At 69.3% G+C, this 25,032-nt stretch carries 26 protein-coding genes and 1 pseudogene; 17 read left to right on the top strand and 10 right to left on the bottom strand.

Going from position 1 to position 25,032, the window contains the following annotated elements:
- Positions 1–535: 535 nt before the first annotated feature.
- The 6 genes from GEV28_RS15785 to narI all read left to right on the top strand — a co-directional run bounded on the left by GEV28_RS15785 (position 536) and on the right by narI (position 9,032).
- On the top strand, positions 536–1,717 hold the full coding sequence (locus GEV28_RS15785) for an MFS transporter (protein ID WP_291412865.1): 1,182 nt from the start codon (positions 536–538) through the stop codon (positions 1,715–1,717).
- Positions 1,710–2,189 (top strand): hemerythrin domain-containing protein, encoded by a 480-nt coding sequence (locus tag GEV28_RS15790; protein WP_291412824.1) that lies wholly within the window; start codon positions 1,710–1,712, stop codon positions 2,187–2,189. Before GEV28_RS15785 ends, GEV28_RS15790 begins: the two co-directional genes overlap by 8 nt.
- A gap of 105 nt (positions 2,190–2,294) precedes the next feature.
- Complete coding sequence (locus GEV28_RS15795) at positions 2,295–5,957, top strand: nitrate reductase subunit alpha (protein WP_291412825.1); 3,663 nt, start codon at positions 2,295–2,297, stop codon at positions 5,955–5,957.
- The gene (narH, locus tag GEV28_RS15800) at positions 5,957–7,663 is read left to right on the top strand and encodes a nitrate reductase subunit beta (protein ID WP_291412826.1); all 1,707 of its coding nucleotides are present in this window, start codon (positions 5,957–5,959) and stop codon (positions 7,661–7,663) included. Before GEV28_RS15795 ends, narH begins: the two co-directional genes overlap by 1 nt.
- Positions 7,660–8,307 carry a nitrate reductase molybdenum cofactor assembly chaperone gene (gene narJ / locus GEV28_RS15805; protein WP_291412827.1) on the top strand — a complete coding sequence of 216 codons (648 nt, stop codon included), beginning with the start codon at positions 7,660–7,662 and terminating at the stop codon, positions 8,305–8,307. Before narH ends, narJ begins: the two co-directional genes overlap by 4 nt.
- Positions 8,304–9,032 (top strand): respiratory nitrate reductase subunit gamma, encoded by a 729-nt coding sequence (narI, locus tag GEV28_RS15810; RefSeq protein ID WP_291412828.1) that lies wholly within the window; start codon positions 8,304–8,306, stop codon positions 9,030–9,032. The genes narJ and narI overlap by 4 nt, the downstream gene beginning before the upstream one ends.
- A gap of 52 nt (positions 9,033–9,084) precedes the next feature.
- Here the strand turns inward: narI and GEV28_RS15815 are convergent, their stop codons facing one another.
- Positions 9,085–9,513, bottom strand: a complete 429-nt coding sequence (locus tag GEV28_RS15815) for a pyridoxamine 5'-phosphate oxidase family protein (RefSeq protein WP_291412829.1) — start codon at positions 9,511–9,513, stop codon at positions 9,085–9,087.
- A gap of 383 nt (positions 9,514–9,896) precedes the next feature.
- Here GEV28_RS15815 and GEV28_RS15820 point away from each other — a divergent pair, with 383 nt between their 5' ends.
- Positions 9,897–11,324, top strand: coding sequence for a GAF domain-containing sensor histidine kinase (locus GEV28_RS15820; RefSeq protein WP_291412830.1), 1,428 nt, complete (start codon positions 9,897–9,899; stop codon positions 11,322–11,324).
- 197 nt (positions 11,325–11,521) lie between these two features.
- On the opposite strand, the gene GEV28_RS15825 is transcribed toward GEV28_RS15820, so the two are convergent.
- Together GEV28_RS15825 and GEV28_RS15830 are read right to left on the bottom strand one after the other, a co-directional pair.
- Positions 11,522–12,550 (bottom strand): NAD(P)H nitroreductase, encoded by a 1,029-nt coding sequence (locus GEV28_RS15825; protein WP_291412831.1) that lies wholly within the window; start codon positions 12,548–12,550, stop codon positions 11,522–11,524.
- A 16-nt stretch (positions 12,551–12,566) separates the two neighbouring features.
- On the bottom strand, positions 12,567–13,061 hold the full coding sequence (locus GEV28_RS15830) for a flavodoxin domain-containing protein (protein ID WP_291412832.1): 495 nt from the start codon (positions 13,059–13,061) through the stop codon (positions 12,567–12,569).
- A 524-nt stretch (positions 13,062–13,585) separates the two neighbouring features.
- Between GEV28_RS15830 and GEV28_RS15835 the strand changes: the two genes are divergently transcribed.
- The 4 genes from GEV28_RS15835 to GEV28_RS15850 all read left to right on the top strand — a co-directional run bounded on the left by GEV28_RS15835 (position 13,586) and on the right by GEV28_RS15850 (position 16,146).
- Positions 13,586–13,711, top strand: a complete 126-nt coding sequence (locus GEV28_RS15835) for a hypothetical protein (protein WP_291412833.1) — start codon at positions 13,586–13,588, stop codon at positions 13,709–13,711.
- A 116-nt stretch (positions 13,712–13,827) separates the two neighbouring features.
- Positions 13,828–14,331: a hypothetical protein gene (locus GEV28_RS15840; protein WP_291412834.1), complete on the top strand. Its 504-nt coding sequence runs from the start codon at positions 13,828–13,830 to the stop codon at positions 14,329–14,331.
- 58 nt (positions 14,332–14,389) lie between these two features.
- Positions 14,390–15,295, top strand: a complete 906-nt coding sequence (locus GEV28_RS15845; RefSeq protein ID WP_291412835.1) for a universal stress protein — start codon at positions 14,390–14,392, stop codon at positions 15,293–15,295.
- Positions 15,292–16,146: a universal stress protein gene (locus tag GEV28_RS15850; protein ID WP_291412836.1), complete on the top strand. Its 855-nt coding sequence runs from the start codon at positions 15,292–15,294 to the stop codon at positions 16,144–16,146. Before GEV28_RS15845 ends, GEV28_RS15850 begins: the two co-directional genes overlap by 4 nt.
- Before the next feature lie 157 nt (positions 16,147–16,303).
- Here the strand turns inward: GEV28_RS15850 and GEV28_RS15855 are convergent, their stop codons facing one another.
- The 3 genes from GEV28_RS15855 to GEV28_RS15865 are packed head-to-tail and all read right to left on the bottom strand — an operon-like array spanning position 16,304 to position 17,299.
- Positions 16,304–16,546, bottom strand: a complete 243-nt coding sequence (locus GEV28_RS15855; protein WP_291412837.1) for an SHOCT domain-containing protein — start codon at positions 16,544–16,546, stop codon at positions 16,304–16,306.
- Positions 16,547–16,598: 52 nt separating this feature from the next.
- A complete protein-coding gene (locus GEV28_RS15860) occupies positions 16,599–17,069 on the bottom strand; it encodes a hypothetical protein (RefSeq protein WP_291412838.1) in 471 nt (156 codons plus the stop codon).
- Complete coding sequence (locus GEV28_RS15865) at positions 17,066–17,299, bottom strand: hypothetical protein (protein ID WP_291412839.1); 234 nt, start codon at positions 17,297–17,299, stop codon at positions 17,066–17,068. Before GEV28_RS15865 ends, GEV28_RS15860 begins: the two co-directional genes overlap by 4 nt.
- Positions 17,300–17,986: 687 nt before the next feature.
- Here GEV28_RS15865 and GEV28_RS15870 point away from each other — a divergent pair.
- The 3 genes and pseudogenes from GEV28_RS15870 to GEV28_RS42305 all read left to right on the top strand — a co-directional run.
- Complete coding sequence (locus GEV28_RS15870; protein ID WP_291412840.1) at positions 17,987–18,817, top strand: helix-turn-helix transcriptional regulator; 831 nt, start codon at positions 17,987–17,989, stop codon at positions 18,815–18,817.
- Positions 18,814–18,990 (top strand): DUF397 domain-containing protein, encoded by a 177-nt coding sequence (locus GEV28_RS15875; protein ID WP_291412841.1) that lies wholly within the window; start codon positions 18,814–18,816, stop codon positions 18,988–18,990. The genes GEV28_RS15870 and GEV28_RS15875 overlap by 4 nt, the downstream gene beginning before the upstream one ends.
- Before the next feature lie 55 nt (positions 18,991–19,045).
- Positions 19,046–19,153 (top strand): annotated as a pseudogene (locus GEV28_RS42305) (DUF397 domain-containing protein); the annotation flags it as partial.
- A gap of 84 nt (positions 19,154–19,237) precedes the next feature.
- Here the strand turns inward: GEV28_RS42305 and GEV28_RS15880 are convergent.
- From GEV28_RS15880 to GEV28_RS15890, 3 genes are all read right to left on the bottom strand, one after another.
- The gene (locus GEV28_RS15880; protein ID WP_291412842.1) at positions 19,238–19,615 is read right to left on the bottom strand and encodes a hypothetical protein; all 378 of its coding nucleotides are present in this window, start codon (positions 19,613–19,615) and stop codon (positions 19,238–19,240) included.
- A 52-nt stretch (positions 19,616–19,667) separates the two neighbouring features.
- The gene (locus GEV28_RS15885) at positions 19,668–20,045 is read right to left on the bottom strand and encodes a hypothetical protein (RefSeq protein WP_291412843.1); all 378 of its coding nucleotides are present in this window, start codon (positions 20,043–20,045) and stop codon (positions 19,668–19,670) included.
- 231 nt (positions 20,046–20,276) lie between these two features.
- Positions 20,277–20,927 carry a TetR/AcrR family transcriptional regulator gene (locus tag GEV28_RS15890; protein WP_291412844.1) on the bottom strand — a complete coding sequence of 217 codons (651 nt, stop codon included), beginning with the start codon at positions 20,925–20,927 and terminating at the stop codon, positions 20,277–20,279.
- A gap of 106 nt (positions 20,928–21,033) precedes the next feature.
- Here GEV28_RS15890 and GEV28_RS15895 point away from each other — a divergent pair, with 106 nt between their 5' ends.
- Genes GEV28_RS15895 through GEV28_RS15905 form a run of 3 tightly spaced genes read left to right on the top strand, consistent with a single transcriptional unit; the run spans position 21,034 to position 24,275 of the window.
- A complete protein-coding gene (locus GEV28_RS15895) occupies positions 21,034–22,512 on the top strand; it encodes an NAD(P)/FAD-dependent oxidoreductase (RefSeq protein ID WP_291412845.1) in 1,479 nt (492 codons plus the stop codon).
- Entirely contained in the window at positions 22,509–23,354 is an 846-nt protein-coding gene (locus GEV28_RS15900) for an alpha/beta fold hydrolase (protein WP_291412846.1), read from the top strand. Before GEV28_RS15895 ends, GEV28_RS15900 begins: the two co-directional genes overlap by 4 nt.
- A gap of 36 nt (positions 23,355–23,390) precedes the next feature.
- Positions 23,391–24,275 carry a hypothetical protein gene (locus GEV28_RS15905; protein ID WP_291412847.1) on the top strand — a complete coding sequence of 295 codons (885 nt, stop codon included), beginning with the start codon at positions 23,391–23,393 and terminating at the stop codon, positions 24,273–24,275.
- Here GEV28_RS15905 and GEV28_RS15910 read toward each other — a convergent pair.
- On the bottom strand, positions 24,262–24,987 hold the full coding sequence (locus tag GEV28_RS15910; RefSeq protein ID WP_291412848.1) for a haloacid dehalogenase type II: 726 nt from the start codon (positions 24,985–24,987) through the stop codon (positions 24,262–24,264). The genes GEV28_RS15905 and GEV28_RS15910 overlap by 14 nt on opposite strands.
- Positions 24,988–25,032: the final 45 nt, after the last annotated feature.

The following is a 25,032-nucleotide window of genomic DNA, read 5'->3' on the forward strand; positions in this document are numbered from 1 at the left end:
AAGGCGTCAACCGGCTGATCAAACTGGAGGCCCGCAACGCCTTCGGTTTCCGCAACCCCATCAACCAACGACTACGATCACGCTGCGCAACCATCCGAGCGACCTGGCGACGAGCCAAGCCCGGCTAACATCGAAGACCCCAATATCCTGTCCGCCGTCTGTCAAGCGGCCCGCGCGGGCGTTCTTCCGACCAACCCCCATGCTCGACGCCTGACCAGTGGGACGGGCGCAACCTGTGTTGGGACCGGTGCTGACCCGGCTGGTGTCCTTGTTGGGCCACCTCGCCCGCGGGAATCCTGGTGATCGTTGACGGTTGTAGGGACCTTGGTCCCACCGTAGGACGGCTCTCGGCTCTACTGGGGCGATGGGCGGGTGCCGCACGCTGGAGGTACTCGCTGATTCGGCGGGCTGGACGCGACTGCGCGAGTGACGGACTGGGACGACGATGACCTCGACGAACAATGCAGAAACATGTGCGGCTACGCAGCCGCCGCACGCGGACGGTAATGCCTCGACCGGACGTCGCCGGATCATGATGCTGGCCTTGGCGACGGTCGGATTCGCGGTGAACTTCTGGGCGTGGGCGTTGCTGAGCCCGCTGGGGCCGCTGTTCAAGGACGCGCTGCGGTTGAGTGCGTTCCAGCAGGCGTTGTTGGTGGCCGTGCCGGTGATGGTCGGGTCATTGGGCCGGATTCCGGTGGGGGCGCTCACGGATCGGTTCGGTGGGCGGGTGATGTTCCCGCTGATCTCGGCGGTCACGATCGTGCCGGTGCTGTTCCTCGGCCTGGGCGGGCATTCGACGCTGGTCGCGTTGTTGGTCGGTGGGTTCTTCCTCGGTCTGGGCGGTACCTCGTTCGCGGTCGGGGTGCCGTTCGTCAACGCGTGGTTCCCGCCGAAGCGGCGTGGGTTGGCGATCGGGGTCTTCGGGGCGGGTATGGGTGGCACGGCGATCAGTGCGCTGACCACGGTGAGACTGGTCGACGCCGGCGGGGTGGCGACGCCGTTCGTCGTCACAGCGGTGGTGCTTGCGGTCTACGCGGTCGTCGCGGTGTTGCTGTTGCGGGACGCCCCGGGGCGGGTCGTGCCCGCTGAGTCGGTGACTCGTCGGCTGCGTGACACCGCCCGTTTGCCGGTGACGTGGCAGGCGTCGTGGCTGTATGCGGTGGCCTTCGGTGGGTACGTGGCGTTCTCGGTCTACCTGCCCGCCTATCTGAAGACCGCATACGGGCTCACGCAGTCCGACGCGGCGAACCGGATGGCCGGGTTCGTGCTGCTCGCCGTGCTGATGCGCCCGGTGGGCGGCTGGTTGTCCGATCGTCTCGGTCCGGGGCGGGTGCTGGTCGCGGTGTTCTCGGTGGTGACCGCCGGTGCTGCGGTGCAGGCATTCACTCCGGCCCTGATGCCGATCGGTACGATCGCGTTCCTGTCCATGGCCGCCGTGTTGGGCGTGGGTAGCGGCGCGGTGTTCGCACTCGTCGCGTTGCTCGCGCCGGGGAACAAGGTCGGCTCGGTAACCGGGGTGGTTGGTGCCGCCGGTGGACTGGGTGGGTTCGTCCCGCCGCTGGTGATGGGCGCCCTTTACGGCGCGTTCGGCTCCTACGGTCTCGGGCTGGCCGCGTTGGCGGTGGTCGCCGCAGCCACCCTCGCTTTCACTCTGACCAGGGTGAGGGCCACTTTGCGGCGCTCCGTCGAGCCGGTGGGGTCGCGGCGTGTGTGAATACTGCGGCCGCCAGGCGCTGTCCGCGATCGCCGACCTGACCCGGGAACACGACGACATCGTCACGTTGATCAGCCGGGTGCGGTCGGCGCACGTCACCGGTGATCACGCCGCGACGGCGCGCCTTGCCAGGCAGATCGCCGCGGTGCTCGGCCCGCACACCGCGGTGGAGGAGCAAGGCCTGTTCCCGCCGCTGGCCGCCGAGTTCCCCGACCACGTCGCCAAACTGATCGCCCAGCACCGGTACATCGACGGTGTCCTCGGCGAGGCCGCCGACGAGGTACCCGCCGACTCGACCTGGCCGGCACGGCTGATGGACGCGCTGCACGTGTTGCGGGAGCATATTCTCGCCGAGCAGGACGCTGCCTTTCCCGCAGCGTTGGCCAGCCTCGGCACCGCTGATTGGGAGGCGATCGAGGCGGTCCGCGCCCGTGTCGGTACGACAACCCCGGCACCCACCCCGACCCGATAGGCCCGGCGACGGCCGGCAAGCGATCTGCGACCTCGCGGGTTGACCACTAGGGTCAAGTTGGCTCCGTCGATCAACCTGCCAGCGACTGTCAGGAGGAACCGACACGTGAGCTCCGCAACCGAACCATCCTCCGGCCACACGGGTTTGGACACGGAACTGTGGGACGCGCTGGTGCGGACGCGCCGGTTCTTCACCCGTGCCGAGGTATCCGACGACCTGCGCGTGTTGCACAAGATCGGCGGGCGGCAGGCCGACGAGTTCTACCGGGACCGGTGGAGTCACGACAAGGTGGTGCGTTCGACGCATGGGGTGAACTGCACGGGGTCCTGCTCGTGGAAGGTGTACGTCAAGGACGGGATCATCACCTGGGAGGCCCAGCAGACCGACTACCCGTCGGTCGGCCCGGACCGCCCCGAGTACGAGCCGCGCGGCTGCCCGCGCGGGGCGGCGTTCTCCTGGTACACCTACTCACCCACACGGGTGCGATACCCGTACGTGCGTGGCCTGTTGCTGGAGATGTACCGGGAAGCCAAGGCCCGCGCCGGTGGTGACCCGGTGCTCGCCTGGGAATCCATTGTCGAGGACCCGGAGTTGTCCCGGCGGTACAAGGCGGCCCGCGGCAAGGGCGGGCTCGTGCGAGCGTCGTGGGACGAGGCGACCGAGCTGGTCGCCGCCGCGCACGTACACACGATCAAGCGGTACGGCCCGGACAGGATCGCCGGGTTCTCGCCGATCCCCGCGATGTCCATGGTCTCGCACGCCTCGGGCGCGCGGTTCGTGTCGTTGCTGGGAGGGTCGATGCTGTCGTTCTACGACTGGTACGCCGACCTGCCGGTGGCGTCGCCGCAGGTGTTCGGGGACCAGACCGACGTGCCCGAGTCCGGTGACTGGTGGGACGCCGGCTACCTCATCATGTGGGGCTCGAACCTGCCCGTCACCCGGACCCCGGACGCGCACTGGATGGCCGAGGCCCGCTACCGCGGCCAGAAGGTCGTGGCGGTTGCCCCGGACTACGCCGACAACGTCAAGTTCGCCGACGAGTGGCTCGCCGCCCACCCCGGCACCGACGGCGCGCTCGCCATGGCGATGGGACACGTCATCCTGCGCGAGTTCTTCGTCGACCGGCAGTTCTCGTACTTCACCGACTACGTCAAGCGGTACACCGACCTGCCGTTCCTGGTCCGCCTCGATGAACACGGGGATGCCTACCGTCCGGGTAAGTTCCTCACCGCCGCCGACCTCGACGACCACGCGGGCACCGAGAACGCGGCGTTCAAGACCGTTCTGCTCGGCGCCGCGGGTGAGCCGGTGGTGCCGGGCGGATCGCTCGGCTTCCGCTATGGGGAGCAGGGCGCGGGCAGATGGAACCTCGACCTCGGTGACATGGACCCGCTGCTGTCCGTCCTGGGTGGTGAGTCCGTGGTCGTGGATCTGCCGCGTTTCGACGCATCGGATGGCACAACCAGCCCGCTGCGGCGCGGGGTGCCGGCCCGGCGGGTCGGTGGGCACCTGGTCACGACGGTGTTCGACCTGCTGCTCGCGCAGTACGGTGTGCACCGCGACGGGCTGCCGGGCACCTGGCCGACCGGCTACGAGGACGCCCAGCAGCCCTACACGCCCGCGTGGCAGGAGGCGATCACCGGCGTGCCGGCGCAGGCCGCCGCGCGGATCGGCCGGGAGTTCGCGGCGAACGCCGAGGAGACCCGTGGCCGGTCGATGATCATCATGGGTGCCGGGACCAACCACTGGTTCCACTCGGACACCATCTACCGCGCGTTTCTGACGTTGACCACGCTCACCGGGTGCCAGGGCGTCAACGGTGGTGGCTGGGCGCACTACGTCGGGCAGGAGAAGTGCCGCCCGATCACCGGCTGGTCGCAGCTGGCGTTCGGGCTGGACTGGTCGCGGCCGCCGCGGCAGATGATCCAGACCGCCTACTGGTATCTCCACACCGACCAGTTCCGCTACGACCGGTTCGGAGCCGACACTCTCGCGGGCGCCACCGCCGGCGGGCAGATGGCCGGCAAGAGCACCGCCGAGCTGATCGCGCTGTCCGCGCGGCTGGGCTGGATGCCGTCCTACCCGACGTTCGACCGCAACCCGCTGAACCTGGCGGACGACGCCGAACGTTCGGGCGGGTTCGCTTCGGACTATGTGGTTGAGGAACTGAAGGCCGGGCGGTTGCGGTTCGCATGTGAGGACCCGGACTCGCCGGAGAACTTCCCGCGGGTGCTGAGTGTGTGGCGGGCGAACCTGCTTGGTTCCTCAGCCAAGGGCAACGAGTACTTCCTCAAGCATCTGCTGGGAACCGACTCGTCGCTACGTGAACCCGATGTCGGTGCGCCGACAGGAAAGCTGGACCTGTTGCTGTCGCTGGACTTCCGCATGACGAGCACCACGCTGTTCTCCGATGTGGTGCTGCCGGCGGCGACCTGGTACGAGAAGCATGACCTGAACACGACTGACATGCACCCGTTCGTGCACTCGTTCAACCCGGCGATCGCCCCGCCCTGGCAGACCCGCACCGACTGGGCGGCGTTCCGGGCCATCGCGGAGGTCTTCAGTCGGCTCGCGGAGAAACACCTCGGCGTACGCAAGGACGTGGTCGCGACGCCGTTGCTGCACGACACTCCTGACGAGTTGGCCACCCCACACGGCGTGGTGCGGGACTGGCGGACCGGGGAGTGTGAACCGGTGCCGGGTGTGACCATGCCGAGGCTCACGGTCGTGGAGCGCGACTACACCGCGATCGCGGCGAAGATGGGTGCCCTGGGCCCGCTGGCCGACTCGCTCGGCGCCACCACGAAGGGCGTCACCTTCCGCGTGGACCGCGAAGTGGACTACCTCAGACACAAGAACGGTGCCGTCCGCGGCGGGCCCGCAGACGGCCGTCCTTCCCTGGTCCGGGACGTGCACGCGTGCGAGGCCATCCTCGCGTTGTCTGGCACTACCAATGGGCACCTTGCCACGCAAGGCTTCCGCACCCTCGAACAGCGCACCGGCACGGAACTGGCGGACCTGGCCGCCGAGCACGAGGGCAAGCAGATCACCTTCGCGGACACCCAGGCCGCGCCCGTCCCGGTGATCACCTCCCCGGAGTGGTCCGGCTCGGAGACCGGCGGTCGCCGCTACTCGCCGTTCACGATCAACGTCGAACGGCTCAAACCGTGGCACACCCTGACCGGCCGGCAGCACTTCTACCTCGACCACGACTGGATGGCCGAGATGGGGGAGCAGCTGCCGGTGTTCCGCCCGCCACTGGACATGACCGCCCTGTTCGGTGAACCACGCATCGGGGAGAAAGGCGAGCTGGGCATTACCGTCCGGTACCTCACACCGCACTCGAAGTGGTCGATTCATTCCGAGTACCAGGACAACCTGTTCATGCTCAGCCTGTCCCGAGGTGGGCAGACGATCTGGATATCCACACAGGACGCGGCGAAGATCGGTGTGGCCGACAACGACTGGATCGAGGCGGTGAACCGCAACGGGGTCGTCGTCGCGCGTGCGATCGTCTCGCACCGGATGCCGGAGGGCACTGTCTACATGCACCACGCCCAGGACCGGCTGATCGACGTGCCGCGCAGCGAGACGTCCGGGAAGCGGGGTGGGATCCACAACTCGCTAACCCGGCTGCTGATCAAGCCGTCGCACCTGATCGGCGGGTACGCGCAGCTGTCGTTCGCGTTCAACTACCTGGGACCGACCGGCAACCAGCGCGACGAGGTCACGGTCATCCGCCGGCGGAGCCAGGAGGTGACGTACTGATGCGAGTGATGGCACAGATGGCGATGGTCATGAACCTGGACAAGTGCATTGGGTGCCACACCTGCTCGGTCACCTGCAAGCAGGCGTGGACCAACCGCTCCGGCGTCGAGTACGTTTGGTTCAACAACGTCGAAACCCGCCCAGGGCAAGGATATCCACGCACCTACGAGGACCAGGAACGCTGGCGCGGCGGGTGGGCGCTGAACAAGCGCGGCCGCCTGAAGCTCAAGGGCGGCGGCCGGTTGCGCAAGCTGCTGACCATCTTCGCCAACCCCAAGCTGCCCAGCATCAACGACTACTACGAGCCATGGACCTATGACTACGAGAATCTCACCAGTGCACCGCTGCAGGAGCACACGCCGGTCGCGCGGCCGCGGTCGCTGATCAGCGGCGAGCCGACGAAGATCACGTGGTCGGCCAACTGGGACGACAACCTCGGTGGCTCACCCGATCACGGCCACCAGGACCCGCTGCTGAAGGGCATCGAGGACAAGGTGAAGTTCGAGTTCGAGCAGACCTTCATGTTCTACCTGCCGCGGATCTGTGAGCACTGCCTCAACCCGTCGTGCGCCGCCTCGTGTCCTTCGGGGGCGATCTACAAGCGCAGCGAGGACGGCATCGTGCTGGTCGACCAGGACCGCTGCCGGGGCTGGCGGATGTGTGTGTCCGGCTGTCCGTACAAGAAGGTCTACTTCAACCATCGCACCGGCAAGGCCGAGAAGTGCACCTTCTGCTTCCCCCGCATCGAGGTCGGCATTCCCACGGTGTGCGCGGAAACCTGTGTGGGACGGCTGCGCTACATCGGCCTGGTCCTCTACGACGCCGACCGGGTCCTGGCGGCGGCGTCCACTCCGGACGAGCAGGACCTGTACGAGGCGCAGCGGCAGGTGTTCCTCGACCCGCATGACCCGACCGTGGTCCGCGAGGCCGGACGGGCGGGCATCCCGCGGGACTGGATCGAGGCCGCGCAACGCTCGCCGATCTATTCTTTGATCAACACGTTCAGAGTGGCGTTGCCGCTGCATCCGGAGTACCGCACCATGCCGATGGTCTGGTACATCCCGCCGCTGTCGCCGGTGGTCGACGTCGTCCGCGACACCGGTCACGACGCGGAGGACCACGGCAACCTGTTCGCCGCGATCGACGCGTTGCGCATCCCGGTGGAGTACCTGGCACGGCTGTTCACCGCGGGCGATGTCGAGCCGGTCAACGCCGTGCTGTGCCGGCTCGCTGCCATGCGCTCCTACATGCGTGACATCAACCTCGGCCGCGAACCCCAGGACAACATCGCCACCAAGGTCGGCATGACCGGCGAGCAGATCTACGACATGTACCGGCTGCTCGCGCTCGCCAAGTACGACGAGCGCTACGTCATCCCGCCCGCACACGCCGAACAGGCCCACGGCCTGGAAGAGCTGGCCACCGAATGCAGCCTCGACTACGAGGGCGGCCCCGGCATGGGCGGCTCCGGCCCCTTCGGTGAGTCCTCCGGCGGTGTCTCGCCCATCGCGGTGGAGAACTTCCGCATGTTGCGGGACAGGCAGACCACCGACACGATCGGCGGCCCCGTCGACAAGGGCAGCCGCGTCAACCTGCTCAACTGGGATGGCAAGGACCGCCCGGAAGGCCTCTTCCCGCAGAAGACGAACCCGAACGACAGCGATCCGGGCGGCGACCCGGCAGGCGACGTGGAGCCTAATCCGTGACCATCACCGATACGCACCGGGTCACCGCCTGGCAGGTTCAGTCACTGCTGATCAGCTACCCCGACCAGCGGCTGCTGGACCGGGTCCCGCTGCTGCGGGCCGCGACGGCAACCCTGCCCACTGCGCTAGGCGCGCCGCTGCACACCGTTCTCGACCACCTCGACCGCACCCCGCTCACCACGCTGGCGGCCGACTACGTCGCGACGTTCGACCACCGCAAGCGGTTCAGTCCCTACCTGACCTACTTCGCCTATGGGGACACCCGCAAACGCGGCATGGCGCTGCTGCGGTTCAAACATGCCTACCGCGCCGCCGGTCTGAACCTCGACGACAGTGCGGACAACGCAGAGCTGCCTGACCACCTGGCGGTCGTGCTGGAGTTCGCTGCCACCGGCGATCCGGCCACCGGCCAGCGGTTGCTCATCGAACACCGCGCCGGCCTGGAAATGATGCGCCTCGGCCTGCGCGAGGCGGGCTCGCCGTGGGCGGGCGTGCTGGACTCCGTGTCCGCGACCCTGCCGCCGCTGGGCCGGCACGAACACGAGGCGGTCGCACGCCTAGCGGCGGAAGGTCCACCCGAGGAAGAGGTCGGCCTCGCCCCGTTCGCCCCGCCTGAGTACATGCCGCAGGGAGGCCCCCGATGAGCACGCTGGACATCATGCTGTGGGTCGTCGTCCCGTACGTGGCGATCGCGGTGTTCATCGTCGGGCACGTCTGGCGCTACCGCTATGACAAGTTCGGCTGGACCACCCGCTCATCCCAGCTCTACGAGAACCGGCTGTTGCGGCTGGGCAGCCCGCTGTTCCACTTCGGCATCCTGCTCGTCGCCCTCGGCCACATCGGTGGCCTGCTCATCCCGAAGTCGTGGACCGAGGCCGGCGGGATCAGCGAGACCACCTACCACGCGCTGGCCGTCAGCCTCGGGGTCCTCGCCGGCGCCTGCACGTTGGCAGGTGCGGCGATCCTGGTCTACCGCCGCCGCACCGTTGGCCCGGTCTTCTCGGCCACCACCCGCAACGACAAGGTGATGTACGTGCTGTTGGTCGGCACCATCGTGCTCGGCCTGGGCACCACGGTGCTGGGCAACCTCACCGGCGACCCCCACGACTACCGGGAATCGGTCTCGCCCTGGTTCCGGTCGATCTTCTACCTCCAGCCCGAACCTGAGCTGATGGCCGGGGCGCCGCTCGGCTTCCAACTGCACGCGTTCGCCGCGTGGGCGCTGTTCGCGTTCTGGCCGTTCAGCCGCCTCGTGCACGTCTTCTCCATGCCGCTGGGCTACCTCACCCGCCCGTACATCGTCTACCGCAGCCGCGACACCGGCCTGGGTAACCGGGCACCCCGGCGGGGATGGGATCGCGTGAAATGACCGATACGGTCACGCTCCGGTAGCGCCCGCCTGCCTCCAGCGCCGCGGACGGTTATGCGCCGGGTTGGGCGGGAACGGGCGCATGCAGCCTGCGCCCGGTCACCTTCTCGGTCTCGATGCGGATGAAGTGGTCGCGGCGGCCGTCCACCCACGGCTGCAGGAAGGTGCCGGACAGCTCCACCAGCTCGGTCACGTCGGTGATCAGGTTCGCGTGGCCGACCACGGTCACGCTCCACCCATTGCGTAGGTCGGGGTCGAGCTCGTCGGCCTGGAAGGCCACCACGGTGTTCCCGGTCGCGGCGGCCAGCTTGGCGCCGCCGGCGACCCGGACAACCACCCGTTCCTGGTGCATTCGGAAGTTCACCGGCTGCACCGCGGGTAGGGCGTCCTCGGTGAACACCAGCCGTCCGACCCGCACGGTCTCAAGCAACCCCAGGCACCGTTCGCGGTCCAGGACCTCGAGCCGCTGTCGATCGGTCATGGCGACTCCCAAGACGGAACGGGTACAACGCATCACCTTCGAGCATGCCCGCTCCACCCCGGTGAACGCAGGGTCGGAAGTCCCTTGACGGTGGAGTCGAGGGACGCGAAGAAGGTCTGTGCGCGTTATGGTGGAGACGTGTCCGATCCGCTCGAGTTCCCGGATGCGGCGCGGCTGGAACTCGACCGCGCGATCGAGGTGCTGGTCACCCACGCACACACTGTTCGGAACACGCAGGAACGCTTGCGGTCGCTGCTGCGGGCCAGCCATCTGGTGGCCTCCCACGTGGACCTGGCAGTAGTGCTGCGCCACGTGGTGGACGCGGCGAAGGACCTGGTCAACGCCCAGTTCGCCGCGTTGGGGGTGCTCGGTCCGGAAGGACCGTGGACGAGTTCGTGTACAACGGCATCGACCAGGAAGACGCCGCCAGGATCGGGCATCTGCCCCGCGGGCAGGGCATTCTCGGTCTGCTCATCACCGAACCCCACCCGATGCGGTCCTTTCTCGGGGTGCCGATCCTCATCCGCGGGCAGGCGTTCGGCAACCTCTACCTGACCGACAAGCAGGACGCGGACGAACCCAGCCCCGAGTTCACCGACGAAGACATACAACTCGTGCGGTCGCTGGCCGGGTTCGCCGCGGTCGCCATCGACAACGCACGCCTCTACGCCGAGGCCGAGCGCCGGGCGGCGTGGCAACGCGCCAGCGTCGACATCACCGCCGCCCTGCTCGCCGGCAGCGACACCGACGACGTCCTGCGGCTGGTCGCCGAACAGGCCCACACCGTCGCGAACGCCGACCTCGCCGCCGTCATCCTCCAGACCGATGAGCCCGGGACGCTCGACGTGCACGCCGCGGTCGGCGAGGGCGCCGGGGACGTGCTCGGGCAGAAGCTACCCGCGGACGGGTCGCTGTGTGAGCTGGCCATGACCATCGCGCAACCACTGCTGAGCGACAACATCGGCAAGGACGAGCGTGGCCGCACTCCGGGCACAGCCTGGGCCGCGAACCTTGGTCCCGGCATGATCGCTCCGCTCGGCCAGCCACCGACGGGAGTGTTACTCGTCGCCAACAAACCTGGCAGGCACTGCTTCCATCAGCGTGACCTGAAGATGCTCGCCGCGTTCGCCTCCCAGGCCGCGCTGGCCCAGCAACTCGCAGAGCACCGCACCTACACCCAGGAGCTGCGACTGCTGGAGGATCGGGACCGGATCGGCCGAGTCCTGCACGACCACGTCATCCAGGAGCTGTTCGCCACCGGCATGTCCCTGCACAGCATCGCCTCGACAGCCGCCACCGATCAGCAACACCGGCTGATGAACGCGGTGCGCAAGCTCGACCAGGTGGTCCGCGACATTCGCGAAACCATCTTCGACCTGCACAATCAGTCCGCACCAGGCGAGCAGGCCCTGCCCAGCCTGCGCCGCACACTCACCGAGATCACCCGCGAAACCACCCACCCACTCGGCTTCACCCCAGCGCTGCGGCTCGACGGGCCCCTGGACACCTTTGTCCCTGGCGCCGTCGCCGCCGACCTGACCGCCGTCGTCCGCGAAGCGCTGTCCAACACCGCCCGCCACGCCCACGCCACCACGGCCACCGTCCAGATCACTGCCACCCCCAACACCCTCACCGCCCGCATCGAGGACGACGGCCGCGGCATGGGCGACACCACCCGCCGCAGCGGCCTGGCCAACCTCCGCGCACGCGCGGAGAAACACGGTGGCACCTTCATCATCGACAGCACACTCGGGCACGGCACCACGCTCACCTGGACCGTGCCGCTGCCCAATCCCACGACGGACACGTAGCCCTCGCCGTGCCCGCGTCAGCGGCGCGGGGTCCATCGGGGCAGGTCCGCTGATGCGCATGTGGAGCGCTGGTCCGCCGTCGATCCAGGGTGACATACCCGGTGGTGGCGAGTTCGCTCCGTTCGTGGTCGGTGCGCGGTGTGCCTTGCCGATGATGTGAACCGGCCAGCCCCGCGCCGGTGTAGCGCAGGATCGACTCACCTCTCGCTGTGAGTCGGGCGTCGGGTGCCGGGTAGGTAGTCGATCGTGCGGTCGGTTGGGCGGCGCGGACTTTGCGGTGGCAGGGGTGCCGCGGTCGGCAGCCAGCCGGTGCGCAGGATCAGGTGGGGGTATGCCGCGCTGTCGAGGACCTGGTCGCGGATCAGGGCGCGGGTGTCGGCGATCTCGAGTGGCTGCGACAGGGGGCAGCTGGCCAGGCCGAGGTCGGTGGCGGTGAGCAGCGCGGCGCTGGCCGCCTCGCCTGCGCGAAGTACGGACACGGGGTCGTCGGTGAGGGTGGCAAGGACCAGCAGCTCACCGCCGTCGGGCTCGCCGCGCCCGGTGTGGGCGTCGGCGAGGGTGCCGCCCGGGAAGGTGCGCATGGTGGTGTCACCGTGGATGCGTCGCGCCGATGGGGCGCTGCCGCTGAGGACGCCGTCCTCCGCGACTTTGCTGCGGCCACTCCAGGCGGCGAGCTCCTGGATGTAGGTGGGGTCGTCCTGCTGCAGATGTGCGGCACGGTCGATCGCGCGGGTGAGTTGCCGCCGGGTCGTGGCGTCGTCCACCGGCACGAGCAGGGCGCCTGCCTCGCCGCAGCGGCGGACCATCTGGTCGAGGTGCCCGTCAGGGACGGGCCACGACGAGAAGCGGCGCCGATCGGTGCGCCGGCGGGAGATCGCGCCGGCGAGTGTGATGTCCTCTTCGGACGGAACGCGCTGAGCTGTTTCCACCGCGGCGAGATGGGTAGGGTCGCTGGGGTTGGGGATGTGGTGGACGATCGCGCGCCAGCCGAGTGCCGCGAGCGCGATCCGCAGGTGGTGCAGGGCGGCACCGCAACTGAGCAGCAGGTCTCGCCCATCGGGGTCGGCGACCGACAGCCGGCGAGTCTGGTCGGCCATCAGGTGGATCGACGCGTCGCCGAGCAGCCAGCGCCACGGTTGGGTGTTGTGCACCGACGGTGCGCGGTTGGCCAACCCGATGGCGCCGAGCAGTGTGTGATGGTCCGGCGTGTACGCGTTCATGGTCATCGGCCGGTCTCCTTCCTCACTTGTGCTGAGTGACCAGAGCGTCCGCGACGCCGTCGGCCCACGAGCCGATCTCGTCCCAGTCGCGGGCGTCGCCGGACATCCGCTTGGCGAACGCACGGTCCATGACGCCCGTGGCCAGGTCCGGGTCGAGCCGGCCGCCGAAGACGGTCGGGGTCGGCGCGCTGACCCGGCTCGCGCGGTGTCTCGCGCCCTGGGTGGCGGTGATGGTGCTCGGCCGCTTGCCGAGCCAGCCGCTCTCGAACAGCCACACCTTCCGGGACGCGAGCTGGTATCGGAGCCGGCGGACGAACCGTACGGCCTCGGGCCGCCACCGCGTCGCGTAGACCGCGCTGCCGAGCACCACGGCGTCGTAGCCGTCGACCGAGTCGACGGTCTCGGCGGAGCGGACCTCCGTCTGGCAGCCGCGCTCGGTCAGCCGGGCGCCGATCGCCTCGGCGATCTCTTTGGTCGAGCCCATCTTGCTGGCGAAAGCCACTAGTACGCGTGTCATGCATCCACGGTCGCGTCCCACGACGGAGGTGGGGAGTGCCGTTGCGCCTTACGTGGTGCGACCAAAGGCCCATCGGGCACCTCCGAGGGGCCCTGTCCGTCGCCACCAGACGCTGCGCACGGAGCGGCTGTCCCGCGGGCTCGCGCCGCCGACAATGTCGCAGGGCACGGACATCTGGGCCGACACGGCGTCCGGCACCGGCCCGCTGACCCTCCGCTGGAGGCCGCGGCCGGGAGACTGGTCGCTCGTGGTGATGAATGCCTCGGCACGCCCCGGAGTCAGTGCGGACATCGGCTTCGCGGCCTCCACGCCGGCCTTGTGGCCCGTCGCGATCGGGGTGCTCTCGGGGCGTCGTGATATTGCTCGGCGGAGGGGTGGCGGTCGCGCTCGCGGCTCGTCCACGTCGGCCGCGCAACTGAGTGCGTTGGGCCCAGGGACCGAGGACCTCGGTCCCTGCCGGCGACGAGGCAACTCCGCAGAACATTAGGCGAAAGCGAACGGTCCGACACGGTCGGAGGATTACGATGCATGCCCAACCAGGAGACTGGCTGATCATCGAGCAGGCCGAACTCGACGTGGACGGCGCCCGGCAGTCCACTCGCGCCGACGAGGTCCAGCGGGAGATCGCCGCACACCGGGGGCGGCGATGAGCGGCACGTCGAGCTCATCGAATATGGCGAGCTCGCCGATGACGCGGCTGGTCAGGCTCCTACGACCGCGCGGCAACCCGCTGGTACGGGGCACTGACCGTGTCGAGGCGCGCTCATTGGTCGTCGTGCTGTCCATCGGCCTGCTCCTCCTGCCGATCATGCTGACCCTGGGGTCGGTGATCTATGCGGACATCAGCGAGAAGGGCCAGGAGCAGGGCCGGACCCGGCATGAAGCGGTCGCCGTCCTGGCCGAGGATGCACCGGACGCCGTCGTGACCGTTCACGACAACACAACCAGCACGTCCAAGGTGTCGGCCGAGTGGAGACTGCCGAACGGCACTGCGGCGACCGGCCTGGTTCGCGCTGACAATGGGCTCAAGGCCGGCGCGAAGGTCGACATCTGGCTCGACGATGAGGGCAGGGTGGTCGAGGCGCCGGTCACCTCGACCGACGCGGCGGCCGCAGGCGTCATGACCGCCGCCTTCGGCTGGGTCACCGTCGCAGGTCTGCTCACCCTCGCCCAGGTCGGCATCCACCGCCTGCTCAACCGCCGCCGATACCGCGCTTGGAGCCTGGAGTGGGAACGGGCTGAGCGGGACTGGAACAAGCGCAACCACTGACGGCCGGGGTCATCACAGAACTCGACACCACATTCGCAACCATCGAGGAGGGCATGTCATGACAAACGTCGGAACCGAACAGCACCCGGTCGTCGTCGGTGTGGACTGTTCCGCGTCCGCGCTGCAGGCGGTGCGCTGGGCCGCGAAGGAGGCCGAACGCCGCAACGCGCCGCTGCACCTGGTGCACGTCTGCTACCTCGTGCCGGTGCAGCACCCGAAGCAGGTCGCCCCGCCACCCGACTACCGCCACGCTGTCCTCGCCCAGGGCAGGCACTGGCTCAGCCAGGCCACCGACACGGCCCGCACCGCAGGGCCCGGAGTCGCGCTCACCACCGAACTTCGTGACGGAGCCACCGCCGATGTCCTGGTCGGCGAGTCGACAACGACGCAGCTGGTGGTGCTCGGCTCCCGCGGGCTCGGCGGGTTCACAGGGCTGCTCCTCGGCTCGGTCGCGGTGGCCTTGTCCGCCCACACGCACTGCCCGGTCGTGGTCAGTCCCGCCTCCACAGTGGACGGAACAGCGGCCGACGGCGGCCCGGTGGTGGTCGGCGTCGACGGCTCGTCGCTCAGCGACGCCGCGGTGCGGTTCGCCTTCGAGTCCGCGTCCGCGCGCGGTGTTCCGCTGGTCGCGATCCACACCTGGGTCGACGTGAGCGTCGCGGCAACCTGGGCCGCCCTGCCGTCGACGATCGACTGGGAGTGGGTCGAGGCCCAGGAGGCGAAGCAGCTCGACAAGGCCCTCTCCGGCTGGGTCGAGAAGTTCCCCGACATCGTGGTGCGCAAGGTTCTCGAGCGTGACCGACCGGCCCACGCATTGCTCCGGCACGCCGCCGGCGCCCAACTCGTCGTGGTCGGTTCGCGCGGTCGTGGTGCGCTCACCGGTCTCGGGCTCGGTTCGGTCAGCCAGTCCCTGCTGCACCACGCCGAATGCCCGGTCGCCGTGGTCCGAGCGGACTCCCGATGAACGTCGAAAACCGTCGGTTGGTCGCCGGGGTGTCCTCCTTCGACACCCGGCCGCAGCTGATCCGCTGGGCGGTCGATGAAACGGCCGCCCGCGGCGCCGAGTTGCGCCTGGTGACCGCGGTCCCGCAGCGCGCGGCGTCGGAGCGCTACCTGCCCTCCGACGCCGCGGACGAGCTCCGGCGCGACGCGCACGACACGCTCGCCCAGGCCGCGAAGTACGCCGAGCAGCACCGGCCCGGGCTGTGGATCACCACCGAGGTCGTCGGCGGTAGGCCCGCCGACGTGCTTCTCGCCGCGGCGACCCACGCCGACCTGCTGGTCGTCGGCGCCGATGACCAGAGCCCGTTCACCGAGGCGATCATCGGGTCCGTGCCCGGCACGCTACTGACCACCGCACCCTGCCCGCTCGTGGTCGTGCCCCACTCAGACCTGAACATCCGGGCCGACATGCCGGTGGTCGTCGCGCTCGACGAGTCCGGCACGTCCCAGGCGGCCATGGCCTACGCGTTCGCCACCGCCGACCGGACTCGCCGACCACTACGTGTCCTGCACTGCGTTCTCGATGGTCACGACGACGGGAGCATCCTGCCCGGGCTCGCCCGCGCTCTCACAGGGTTCGGGGCCCTCTATCCGCGCGTCGACGCCGCCCACGACGTCGTAGCCGGCGACCCGCGCGACGTGCTCACCCAGCGGTCCCGCACGTCCGCCCTCCTCGTGCTCGGATCCCGCGGACATGGGCGGCTTGCCTCCGGTCTGTTCGGCTCGGTGGGTCGAACGCTCATCCGCCGAAGCGGCTGCCCTGTCGTGATCGCCCGCCCCCGCTCCGCCGAGCTCACGCGCGGCATGTCCTGATGACCAACGCCGTCCGCGTGCTCACCGGAGGCCGGCCCGTGGGATGGAGTCAGCACCGATGACCACGGTGGGAGAACCGATGTCCAAGTACGTGTTCTGACGGTCTTTCCGGATGACATGGGTCCGTGCTCCGCGCGTGGATTTCGAGCGGATGCGCTCAGTGTCTGTTGTGCAGCACGTCCCGGCACCGCTCGAGCTCTTCGTCGTCGATCTCGCCATGCGCGAACCGCTCGTCGAGGATCTTGTCGGCGTCCCGGGTCGGGCCGGCGCCAACGCGGCCGGACCGGCGCGCGAGAACGAAAACGATCGTGCCAAGACCGCACCAGAAGAGCACCATCGTCCCGATCACCATCAGCAGCCCGAACCAGCCCCAGCCGAAGCCGTGGTTCCAGTACGGCATGTCGAACCTCCCTCTCGTCTGACCTGCTTCGCCTCAACGGTCCCGCCCGCAGCTATCCGCCGACAGAGACCGAGGTCCCGTTGCGACCGGGACGTCCGCACATGCAGCGCCGCCCGGCGACGACAGTCCAAGCAGTGATCCACGCTGGCCACCCATGCCATGGTTGTCGCGAACGCGGGCGATCCCCGGACGTCGCGCGCTGTCGCCCGCGTCGTTGTTCCGTGGTCCGGTCGCGGTCGGCCACCCACAGTCGCCGGGCCTCGCACAGGTCGGCGTACAGTCCGCGACCCGCCTCGGTCGCGTCGACCACGAGGTAGGAACGCACACCCGCTGGGTGGTGGAGCAGGAGGTAGCCGCGGGCGACCAGGTCGTGGAACGGCGCGTACAGGTAGGTCGGCACCCGCCGACCCCGGTCGAAGAACATCCCGAAACCGTCGTCGAACACGACACTGCCCCGGTCCACGCGGCGCAGCGCCAGCCAGGCACCCAAGGCCGGCGAGATCGGGATCTCCGGGTCGGTCACCGTCCTGCCTCACCGCGTTGCCGCTCGTCGAGCAGCGTCATACAGGCCGAGCAGCGGGGGAAGTCCCCGTCCTGCACGGGCAGGTCGCCGATGAGCCAGGCGCCGCAGATCGCGAAACCCACCACCGCCCCGTCGATCATGTGGGTGTCGGGTTCGCGGACGTGCCCACGGTCGGGTTCGAGGATCGAGTGACCCCACACAATCGGGGGCTTGCTGTCGTTGATGTCCATCCGCCGCTGAACCTCCTTCTGGAGTGAACGGTCCACGTGACGTGCCGGTCGAGGTCGTTCAGTTCGGAGTTGGGGACCGGACGGACGCGGGAGCGTGCGGGAGGATTGAGGGCCGCTCAGAACCGCATCCGTCCGGTTGCTTGCGAGGGCGCACCGCGTCGCACGGCCGGTTTCGTGGCTCCACGTGGACCGTTCGCACGCCGTTGGGGTGAACCTCGATGTGGTGAGCAGGTTGGCCGCACTGCACGCAGGGAATGCCGAACAACTCGAAGTAGCGCCCGGTCATGGGTAGCTCCGACGCGCGAGCACGGTGGGCAGCGCCGGGTTCCACGGCTTTCATGGCTGGTCGCCTCGAACGGCGATTACGAGAGCATCTGTGAGCGCTTGTTTTACTGTCTCGATCTGAGGCGGGTCGAGGTGGGCCACTTCGCCGGCCGGCGCCTTGAGGAAGATGGCTCCGGGCTCGGCATAGACACGCAGCGCAGTCCGACGTCCACCGACGTCTCGGCACTCGATGGATCGCGTCAGATGGTTCTGGTCCATGGTCGTCCTTGAGGCTAGAGTGCCGGTGTCGAACCAACCATAGTGGTTCGGAACCAGTGTCGCTGGTTCGACACCGCTACGCAATGGTCCGATTAGGGGCCGGTGGTGTCACTCTCTGCCGCCGGTTCTCGATATCCTGTGCGCATGGCCGGAACCAGTTACAACCCGCGAGCCCGCTTCCTCGGCGCTGAGCTGCGCGAGGCGCGCGTGGCGGCCGGTATCGGCGTCCGGGAACTGGCCAAGAAGCTGGGCATCGGCCACGCCAAGATCAGCTTGTGGGAGAACGGCAAGAAGATCCCCACGACCGAGGACGTCGCGAGGTATCTCACGGCCATCGAGGTGACCGGTGACGAGTTCGACCGGTTGCTGGACATGGCGCGGTCTGCCGGTCAACCCAACTGGCTGGAAGTCGGCATTCCCGGCATCGCCGAGCAGCTCGCAGCCCTGATGTGGTTCGAGAAGGTCGCCACCACGATCGCCGAGGTGGGTCCACTGGTGATTCCCGGCCTGTTGCAGACCGGGGACTACGCCCGGTCGATCATGGGCGACCGGCCGACAGCGGACACGCGCGTGGCGATGAGGCTCGGTCGGCGCGACGTCCTGACGCGGCGCAACCCAGCCGAGTTCACCGCCCTGATCGGCGAAGCCGCCCTCCGGCAGCCGATTGCCGAACCGGACGTGATGGCCGCGCAGCTTGACCATCTGCTCAAGACCGCCGAGCTGCCGAACGTGACCATCCAGGTGATGCCCGCGAACACCCGGTGGCATCCAGGACTACTGGGGCCGTTCGTCGTACTCACCTTCCCCAAGGCCAAGCCGATCGTCCACGTGGAACACCACAGGTCGTCGGCCTTCATCTTCGACGACGACGACGTTCAGGCGTACTTCGAAGCGATCGACCGGATTCACCAAGTGACTCTCAGCCCCGAAGAGTCGCTGGGGCTCATCGCCAAAGTCATCAAGGAGACGACATGAGCAAGGCACCCAACGGCTGGAAGAAGTCGAGCTACAGCGGCGAAGAGACCAGCTGCGTCGAGTTAACCCACTCCGGCATGGTGCGAGACAGCAAGAACGTCACAGGGCCGACCTTGAGCGTTGACCTGGACAGCATGCTGAACCTGGTCAAGGCCGGGCGGTTCGATCGCTAACCGCCGACCCAGAAACACGAGCCCCGGCACGTAGGTTGGCCGGGGCTCGTTGCTATTGAAGCGAGGGGCCGTCGAGGTCACACCACTCCAAGCCGACGCCGCGGTCCGGGACTCGAAGAACCCGGACGGTGGGGCGCTCTTCCTTCGCGGTGCCGCGTGGGACCGGCTCCGCGCTACCACGAACGGTACGACAACGACGCGCTGTAGGCATCGCAGACGACCACGGCGGCCCATGAGCCGTCCCGTTTCATGTGCTGTGCTGGTCGGGTTCGGGGCGGTGGCGGATGGTGTGGAGGATGGCGCGGGCGAGTGCCTGGTCTTTGGTGTCGAGGGCGAGGTAGTCGTCCAGGACCTGTTGGGCGTGGGCGGGTAGGGGGTCGGCGACCAGGGCGAGTCCGGCGTCGGCGGCGAAGGCGGCGGTGACTTCCCTGAGTGGGGCTCGCAGGACCGCGGCGAAGCGTTCGAGGATGGGTTGGCGGGGGAACCTTCCCCTGCTGGCGGGTTTGAGGTGGTTACTCAATGCGCCGGGGGCGAGGTTGTTCTGGCGTTCCAGTTCCTTGATCGACGTGTCGGGTGCGTAGCGCTGGATGAGCCTGTCGACGCGGCGGCCGGACCTGGCGGACAACGGGTATCTCTTCCCTTGATGCGTCGTGTTCCTCGGGTGTTGCGGCGGAGTGTCATGTCTCGGGGTGTTCGGCGTGTTGTTGGTCGAGGATGGCGCGGAGGGTGGCGCGGGCGAGGTCTTTGCGGGTGGGGTCGAGCTGGTGGTAGAGGTTGACCAGTTGTTCGGTGTCGGGGCTGAGGGGTTCGCTGTCGAAGAGTTCGAGCCGGGCGTCTTTGGCGAACGCGGCGGTGACCTCTTTGAGCGGGGCGTCGAGGACTTCGGCGAAGCGTTCGAGGATCTCCAGTCGGGGGAACCCTCCGCGTACCGATGGTTTGAGGTGGTTGGCGAGCGCGCCGGGTTGTAGCCCGTGGCCGCGTTCTAGCTCGCGGATGGAGCGGCCGGCGGAGTAGCGCTCGACGAGCGCGTCCGCGTGGGACCGGTGGCCGGTCACGGCGTGTTCGCATCGCTGCTCGCGTTGCTGGTGCTCGATCCGCGCAATACCGATCATGTGCGCGCGGTGGTCGCGGTGATCGTCATTGACGCGGTGGGGAACTCGTGGCGCGAGACACGGCGAACCGGTGGCGTCCGCTGTTGCCGACGTGGATCAAGCCGGCAGTACCCTAAGACCAAACGCCGCCTTCGGGACGTTGGGGGTCCCCTGCGCGTCGTTCAGGGCATGCGGCTACGGCGCGGGCGGTGGGGTCGTGGTCTGGTAGATCGCGTTCAGCCACACCGTCAGCAGGACGTCCACCACGTCCTCCTCGGCCACTGTCGGGCCGTCCTGGGCGAACGTCGCGTACAGGACCCGCTCGTTCATCGAGTTCAGCACCACCGCGAGGTCGCGGGCCGGCAGGCCCGGCGGGGCCGCACCGCGCTCGCGCTCGCCCTCGATCGCCTCGGTCACCAGCAGGGTCCACGACTCCATCACCCGTGCCCACAGCGCGCGCACCTCGCCGTTGGTCACCCGGGCCACCGCGCAGGCCAGCGCCACCGGCCGGTGCGCGCGGAACGTCTCGTGGAACGCGGCTATGCAGTCGCGCCAGTACCTCGGCGGGTCGCTCGCCAGGACGTCGGGCACCGCGTCGACGGCCGCGTCGGCCTCCTGCACCACCCGGTCCAGCAGCGCGAGCAGCACCGCGTCCTTGGACGGGAAGTAGAAGTAGAATGTCGGCCGCGAGATGCCCGCGCCGCGGGCCAGGTCGTCGGTGGAGATCTCGTGCATCCCCCGCGCGGCGAGAAGCCGCTCCAGCGTCGCCAGGATCGCGACCTCCCGGTCGTCGCCGGAGGGCCGGGCCGGGCGGCGGCCGCGCACGGACCTGGCGGGAACGGGCATGCCCCAGACGCTACCCCGCTCCCGGCCGCTCGCTCAACACCGTGTTGACTCACTCGACACCCTGTCGATAACGTGACCGGCAAGGCTCGACAGAGATGGGGACGTCATGTCTGTGGACCACGTCGACGTGCTGATCGTGGGTGCCGGGCTCTCCGGCATCGGCGCCGCCTGCCACCTGCGGCGCGGGTGTCCCGATCGGACGGTCGCGATCCTCGAGGCCAGGGACGCGATCGGCGGCACCTGGGACCTCTTCCGCTACCCGGGCGTGCGGTCGGACTCGGACATGTACACGCTCGGCTACTCGTTCCGTCCGTGGAACCAGGCCAAGGCCATCGCCGACGGCGGATCCATCCGCGAGTACGTCCGGGACACCGCCCGCGAGTTCGGTGTGGACAGCCAGATCCGGTTCAACCACAAGGTCACCGGCGCCGAGTGGTCGACCGACGACGGCCTCTGGACAGTCCACGTGCGACACGGGGACACCGAGAAGACGATCAGCTGCCGGTTCCTGTTCGTCTGCTCCGGCTACTACCGTTACGACAAGGGCTACACCCCCGACCTCCCGGGCATCGAGAAGTTCGCCGGCCCGGTCGTGCACCCGCAGCACTGGCCGGAGGACCTCGACTACGCGGGCAAGCGCGTCGTCGTGATCGGCAGCGGCGCGACCGCGGTGACGATCGTGCCGTCGATGGCCGAGACCGCCGGGCACGTCACGATGCTGCAGCGCTCGCCGAGCTACGTGCTGTCGCTGCCGTCCCGGGACCCGCTTGCCGACCTGCTGCGCGACCGGCTGCCCGCGAAGTGGGTCTACCCGCTGGTGCGGTGGAAGAACGTGCTCGGCGCGCTGGCCGTGTTCCAGCTCAGCCGGCGGGCCCCGAAGGTCATGAAGACGTTGCTGCGCAAGGGCGCGATGAGCCTGCTGCCCGAGGGCTTCGACGTCGACACCCACTTCGCGCCGCGGTACGACCCGTGGGACCAGAGACTGTGCTTCGTGCCGGACGCCGACCTGTTCAAGGCCGTCACGAGCGGCCGGGCGTCGATCGTCACGGACCGGATCGAGGGCTTCACCGAGTCGGGCGTCACGGTCGCGGGCGGCCAGGAGCTGCCGGCCGACATCGTGGTCACCGCCACCGGGCTGAACCTGCTGCCGGTCGGCGGCATGTCGCTCACCGTCGACGGTGCGGCGGTCGAGCTCGGGAAGTCGTTGGCCTACAAGGGCATGATGATCTCCGGCGTGCCGAACTTCGCGCTCACCATCGGGTACACCAACGCCTCCTGGACGCTCAAGAGCGACCTGGTGGCCCGCTACGTGTGCCGGCTCCTCAACCACATGGCCGCGCACGGCTACCGGACGAGCACGCCCGAGCCGCCCGCCGGCACCGAGGCCACCGTGCCGCTCGTCGACCTGCGCTCCGGCTACGTGCTGCGCAGCATCGACAAGCTGCCCAAGCAGGGCCCGGCCGCGCCGTGGCGGCTCCACCAGAACTACCCGCGCGACGTGCTGCTGATGCGCTACGGCCCGGTGGACGACGACATGCGGTTCGACCGCGCTCCCGTCTCCGTCCTCAGTGGACAGAGCGGGTGACCGCCGTCGACGAGTGGGTGCTGGTCGCCGGGCGGCGGGTGCGCTACCGGGTGACCGGCGACGGTCCGCCCGTGCTGATGCTGCACGGGATCGGCCGCAGCCTCGACGACTTCGCCGAGCAGCACGACCTGCTCGGCGCCGCGCTCCGGGTCCACAGCGTGGACATGGCCGGGTTCGGCGAGTCCGACCCGCTGCCCGGTAAGTCCACCCTGCCGGGGCTCGCCGACGCGGTCGCCGGTTTCCTCGACGAGGTGGGGGAGACCCGGCCCGCGCACGTGATCGGCAACTCTCTCGGCGGCGCGGTGGCCATGCTGCTCGCGCTGCGTTACCCGGACCGGGTGCGCAGCCTCGTGCTGGCGAACAGCGCCGGGTTCGGCAGCGAGGTGACGATCGCGCTGCGGATCCTCGCGCTGCGCCCGCTGGGCCGGCTCCTGCTGCACCCGTCGCGCGGCGGCGCGCGGCGCACCGAGCGCGCGATCTTCCGGAGCTCGAGCTTCGTCACCGAGGCGCGGATCGCCCGCACGTTCGAGCTCGCCAAGCGACCGCACGGGGCCCGGGTGATGCTGGACCTGTGCCGCTCGCTCGGCACGTTCCGGGGCGTGAGCAGGCCCTGGCGGGACGCCGTGCTCACCGCGACCGCGGCGGCGGCCGTGCCCACGTTCGTGGTGTGGGGCTCGCACGACCTGGTCCTGCCGGCGATCCACCTGGAGGCGGCGAAGGTGTTGCTGCCGCACGCCCGCACGCACCTGTTCGCCGACACCGGACACATGCCGCAAATCGAGCGCGCGGAGGAGTTCGCCCAGCTCGTTCGGGGGTTCTGGGCGGACTCGGTACCCGGCTGACCTTGCCATCGGGCGCACGGCCGGTACGGTGCCCGCATGTCCCCATCCGGCCCGTACCAGGGCGAGCCAGGGCGCCAGGACCCCTACGGACGGCAGCACCCGCCGCGGCAGTACCCCCAGCAGTACCAGCAGCGGCAGCCGTCGGGGGATCCGTACCAGGACTCGTACCAGGACGCTCATCAGGACCCCGGCTACCAGCAGCAGCCGCAGTACGGCCAGCCCGGGCCACCGCCGAGACCACCGGCGGCCCGCCGCCCGGAGCCCCCGCCGGAGTATCCGGACGACGGCGGGTTCAAGTTCCGGGTGCCCGGCCTCGGCCTGGTCCTGAGCCTGCTCGGCATCGTGGTGCAGATCCTCTGCATGCTCGTCCTGCCGTGGGTGTCCGCGGCGGCCGCGGGTGGCGAGTCGATCTCGTTGCCGGAGCTGTGGGACCTCGCCTCCGACGCCGGTGCGCAGGGCTTCGGCGGCTGGTACCTGGTGCTGTTCAGCTACCCGCTCGCCGCGCTCGGCATCGTGCTGGCGCTCGTGTCGGTGCTGGAGTCGGTCGCCGGAAAGATGATCTTCGCCGGGCTCGCGATCGTCGGGATCGGCTGGCTGCTCCTGCGCTACGGCGTCGGGCCGGCCGCAGGCCTCTTCGGCGAGGACGCCGGCCTCGACTTCTCCCGCCAGGAGATCACCACGATCGTGATCGCGGTGGCCGCGCTGATCCTCGTGATCTTCATGCTGAAAACCGGGCTGGCCATGTTCCGCCGGATCGCCGGGCTGGTCCTGCTGGTCATCGCCGGCGTGCACGTCTACGCGGTGCAGGACCTGGGCGGAGGCGACGACGGGCTGTCCTTCGGCGCGTACGGTCCGGCGCTCGGCTACGTGCTCAGCGGCGTGGCGGCCCTGGTCGGACCGCGGCGGCTCACGCCCGGCTGAGGACGTCGGCCAGCTCGGTAAAGCTCGCGACGGACAGGTCACTGGTGACGTCGGCGGCGCGGTCGGCGGCTGCGAGTGAGCTTGCGAACGAGCCATCGACACGAAGCGGCCCCTTCTCGGCGGGCCGCTCCAGGAACGCCGTCCGCATGCCCGCCTTCCGCGCGCCGTCGAGGTCCCAGCGGTGCGCGGCCACCATCAGCACCTCGTTCGGCTCGACGTCGAGGAGCCCGGCCGCGGTCCGGTAGACGGCCGGGTCGGGCTTGTAGGTGCGGGCGAGCTCGGCGGACAGGACGCAGTCGAACGGCAGCCCCGCGTGCTTGACCAGGCTGGTGAGCAGCGCGAAGCCGCCGTTGGACAGCGTCGCGAGCGTGTGGTGCCGGCCGAGCTTGGCCAGGCCGTCGACCGAGTCGGGCCAGGCCGGCAGCCGGTGCCAGGCGCGAACCAGCCGCCGCCGGGTGCCCTCGTCCGGGTCGACGCCGTGCCGGGCGAGCAGCTCGTCGAGGGACTCGCGGTGCAGGGTGTCCAGGTAAGCCCACGGGCGGCGGCCCTCGCGCACGTTCGCCATCGACGGCAGGTACATCCCGCGCCACTCGCTCGCGAACGCGCCCGCGTCGAGGTCCGGGAGGATCTCGGCGACCTGGTCGGCCACGCCGGTGTACCAGTCCACCGTGGTGCCGAAGACGTCGCAGGCGATCACCCTGATGCCGTCCATGCGTGCCACCCTTTCGCCGGTAGGTCCTGCGTACCCCGGGAGGTT

It is taken from the genome of Actinophytocola sp., from assembly GCF_009379765.1.
Taxonomy (GTDB): Bacteria; Actinomycetota; Actinomycetes; order Mycobacteriales; family Pseudonocardiaceae; genus Actinophytocola.

Excerpts from the sequence above, each read along its gene's own strand:
- GEV28_RS15835 (WP_291412833.1), top strand. The coding sequence starts at position 13,586 with ATGCATGCCCAACCAGGAGACTGGCTGATCATCGAGCAGGCCGAACTC.
- GEV28_RS15865 (WP_291412839.1), bottom strand. The coding sequence starts at position 17,299 with ATGGACATCAACGACAGCAAGCCCCCGATTGTGTGGGGTCACTCGATC.
- GEV28_RS15870 (WP_291412840.1), top strand. The coding sequence starts at position 17,987 with ATGGCCGGAACCAGTTACAACCCGCGAGCCCGCTTCCTCGGCGCTGAG.
- GEV28_RS15875 (WP_291412841.1), top strand. The coding sequence starts at position 18,814 with ATGAGCAAGGCACCCAACGGCTGGAAGAAGTCGAGCTACAGCGGCGAA.
- GEV28_RS15890 (WP_291412844.1), bottom strand. The coding sequence starts at position 20,927 with ATGCCCGTTCCCGCCAGGTCCGTGCGCGGCCGCCGCCCGGCCCGGCCC.
- GEV28_RS15910 (WP_291412848.1), bottom strand. The coding sequence starts at position 24,987 with ATGGACGGCATCAGGGTGATCGCCTGCGACGTCTTCGGCACCACGGTG.
- GEV28_RS15785 (WP_291412865.1), top strand. The coding sequence starts at position 536 with ATGCTGGCCTTGGCGACGGTCGGATTCGCGGTGAACTTCTGGGCGTGG.
- GEV28_RS15845 (WP_291412835.1), top strand. The coding sequence starts at position 14,390 with ATGACAAACGTCGGAACCGAACAGCACCCGGTCGTCGTCGGTGTGGAC.
- GEV28_RS15815 (WP_291412829.1), bottom strand. The coding sequence starts at position 9,513 with ATGACCGATCGACAGCGGCTCGAGGTCCTGGACCGCGAACGGTGCCTG.
- GEV28_RS15850 (WP_291412836.1), top strand. The coding sequence starts at position 15,292 with ATGAACGTCGAAAACCGTCGGTTGGTCGCCGGGGTGTCCTCCTTCGAC.
- GEV28_RS15905 (WP_291412847.1), top strand. The coding sequence starts at position 23,391 with ATGTCCCCATCCGGCCCGTACCAGGGCGAGCCAGGGCGCCAGGACCCC.
- GEV28_RS15830 (WP_291412832.1), bottom strand. The coding sequence starts at position 13,061 with ATGACACGCGTACTAGTGGCTTTCGCCAGCAAGATGGGCTCGACCAAA.
- narH (WP_291412826.1), top strand. The coding sequence starts at position 5,957 with ATGCGAGTGATGGCACAGATGGCGATGGTCATGAACCTGGACAAGTGC.
- narI (WP_291412828.1), top strand. The coding sequence starts at position 8,304 with ATGAGCACGCTGGACATCATGCTGTGGGTCGTCGTCCCGTACGTGGCG.
- GEV28_RS15855 (WP_291412837.1), bottom strand. The coding sequence starts at position 16,546 with ATGCCGTACTGGAACCACGGCTTCGGCTGGGGCTGGTTCGGGCTGCTG.
- GEV28_RS15895 (WP_291412845.1), top strand. The coding sequence starts at position 21,034 with ATGTCTGTGGACCACGTCGACGTGCTGATCGTGGGTGCCGGGCTCTCC.
- GEV28_RS15825 (WP_291412831.1), bottom strand. The coding sequence starts at position 12,550 with ATGACCATGAACGCGTACACGCCGGACCATCACACACTGCTCGGCGCC.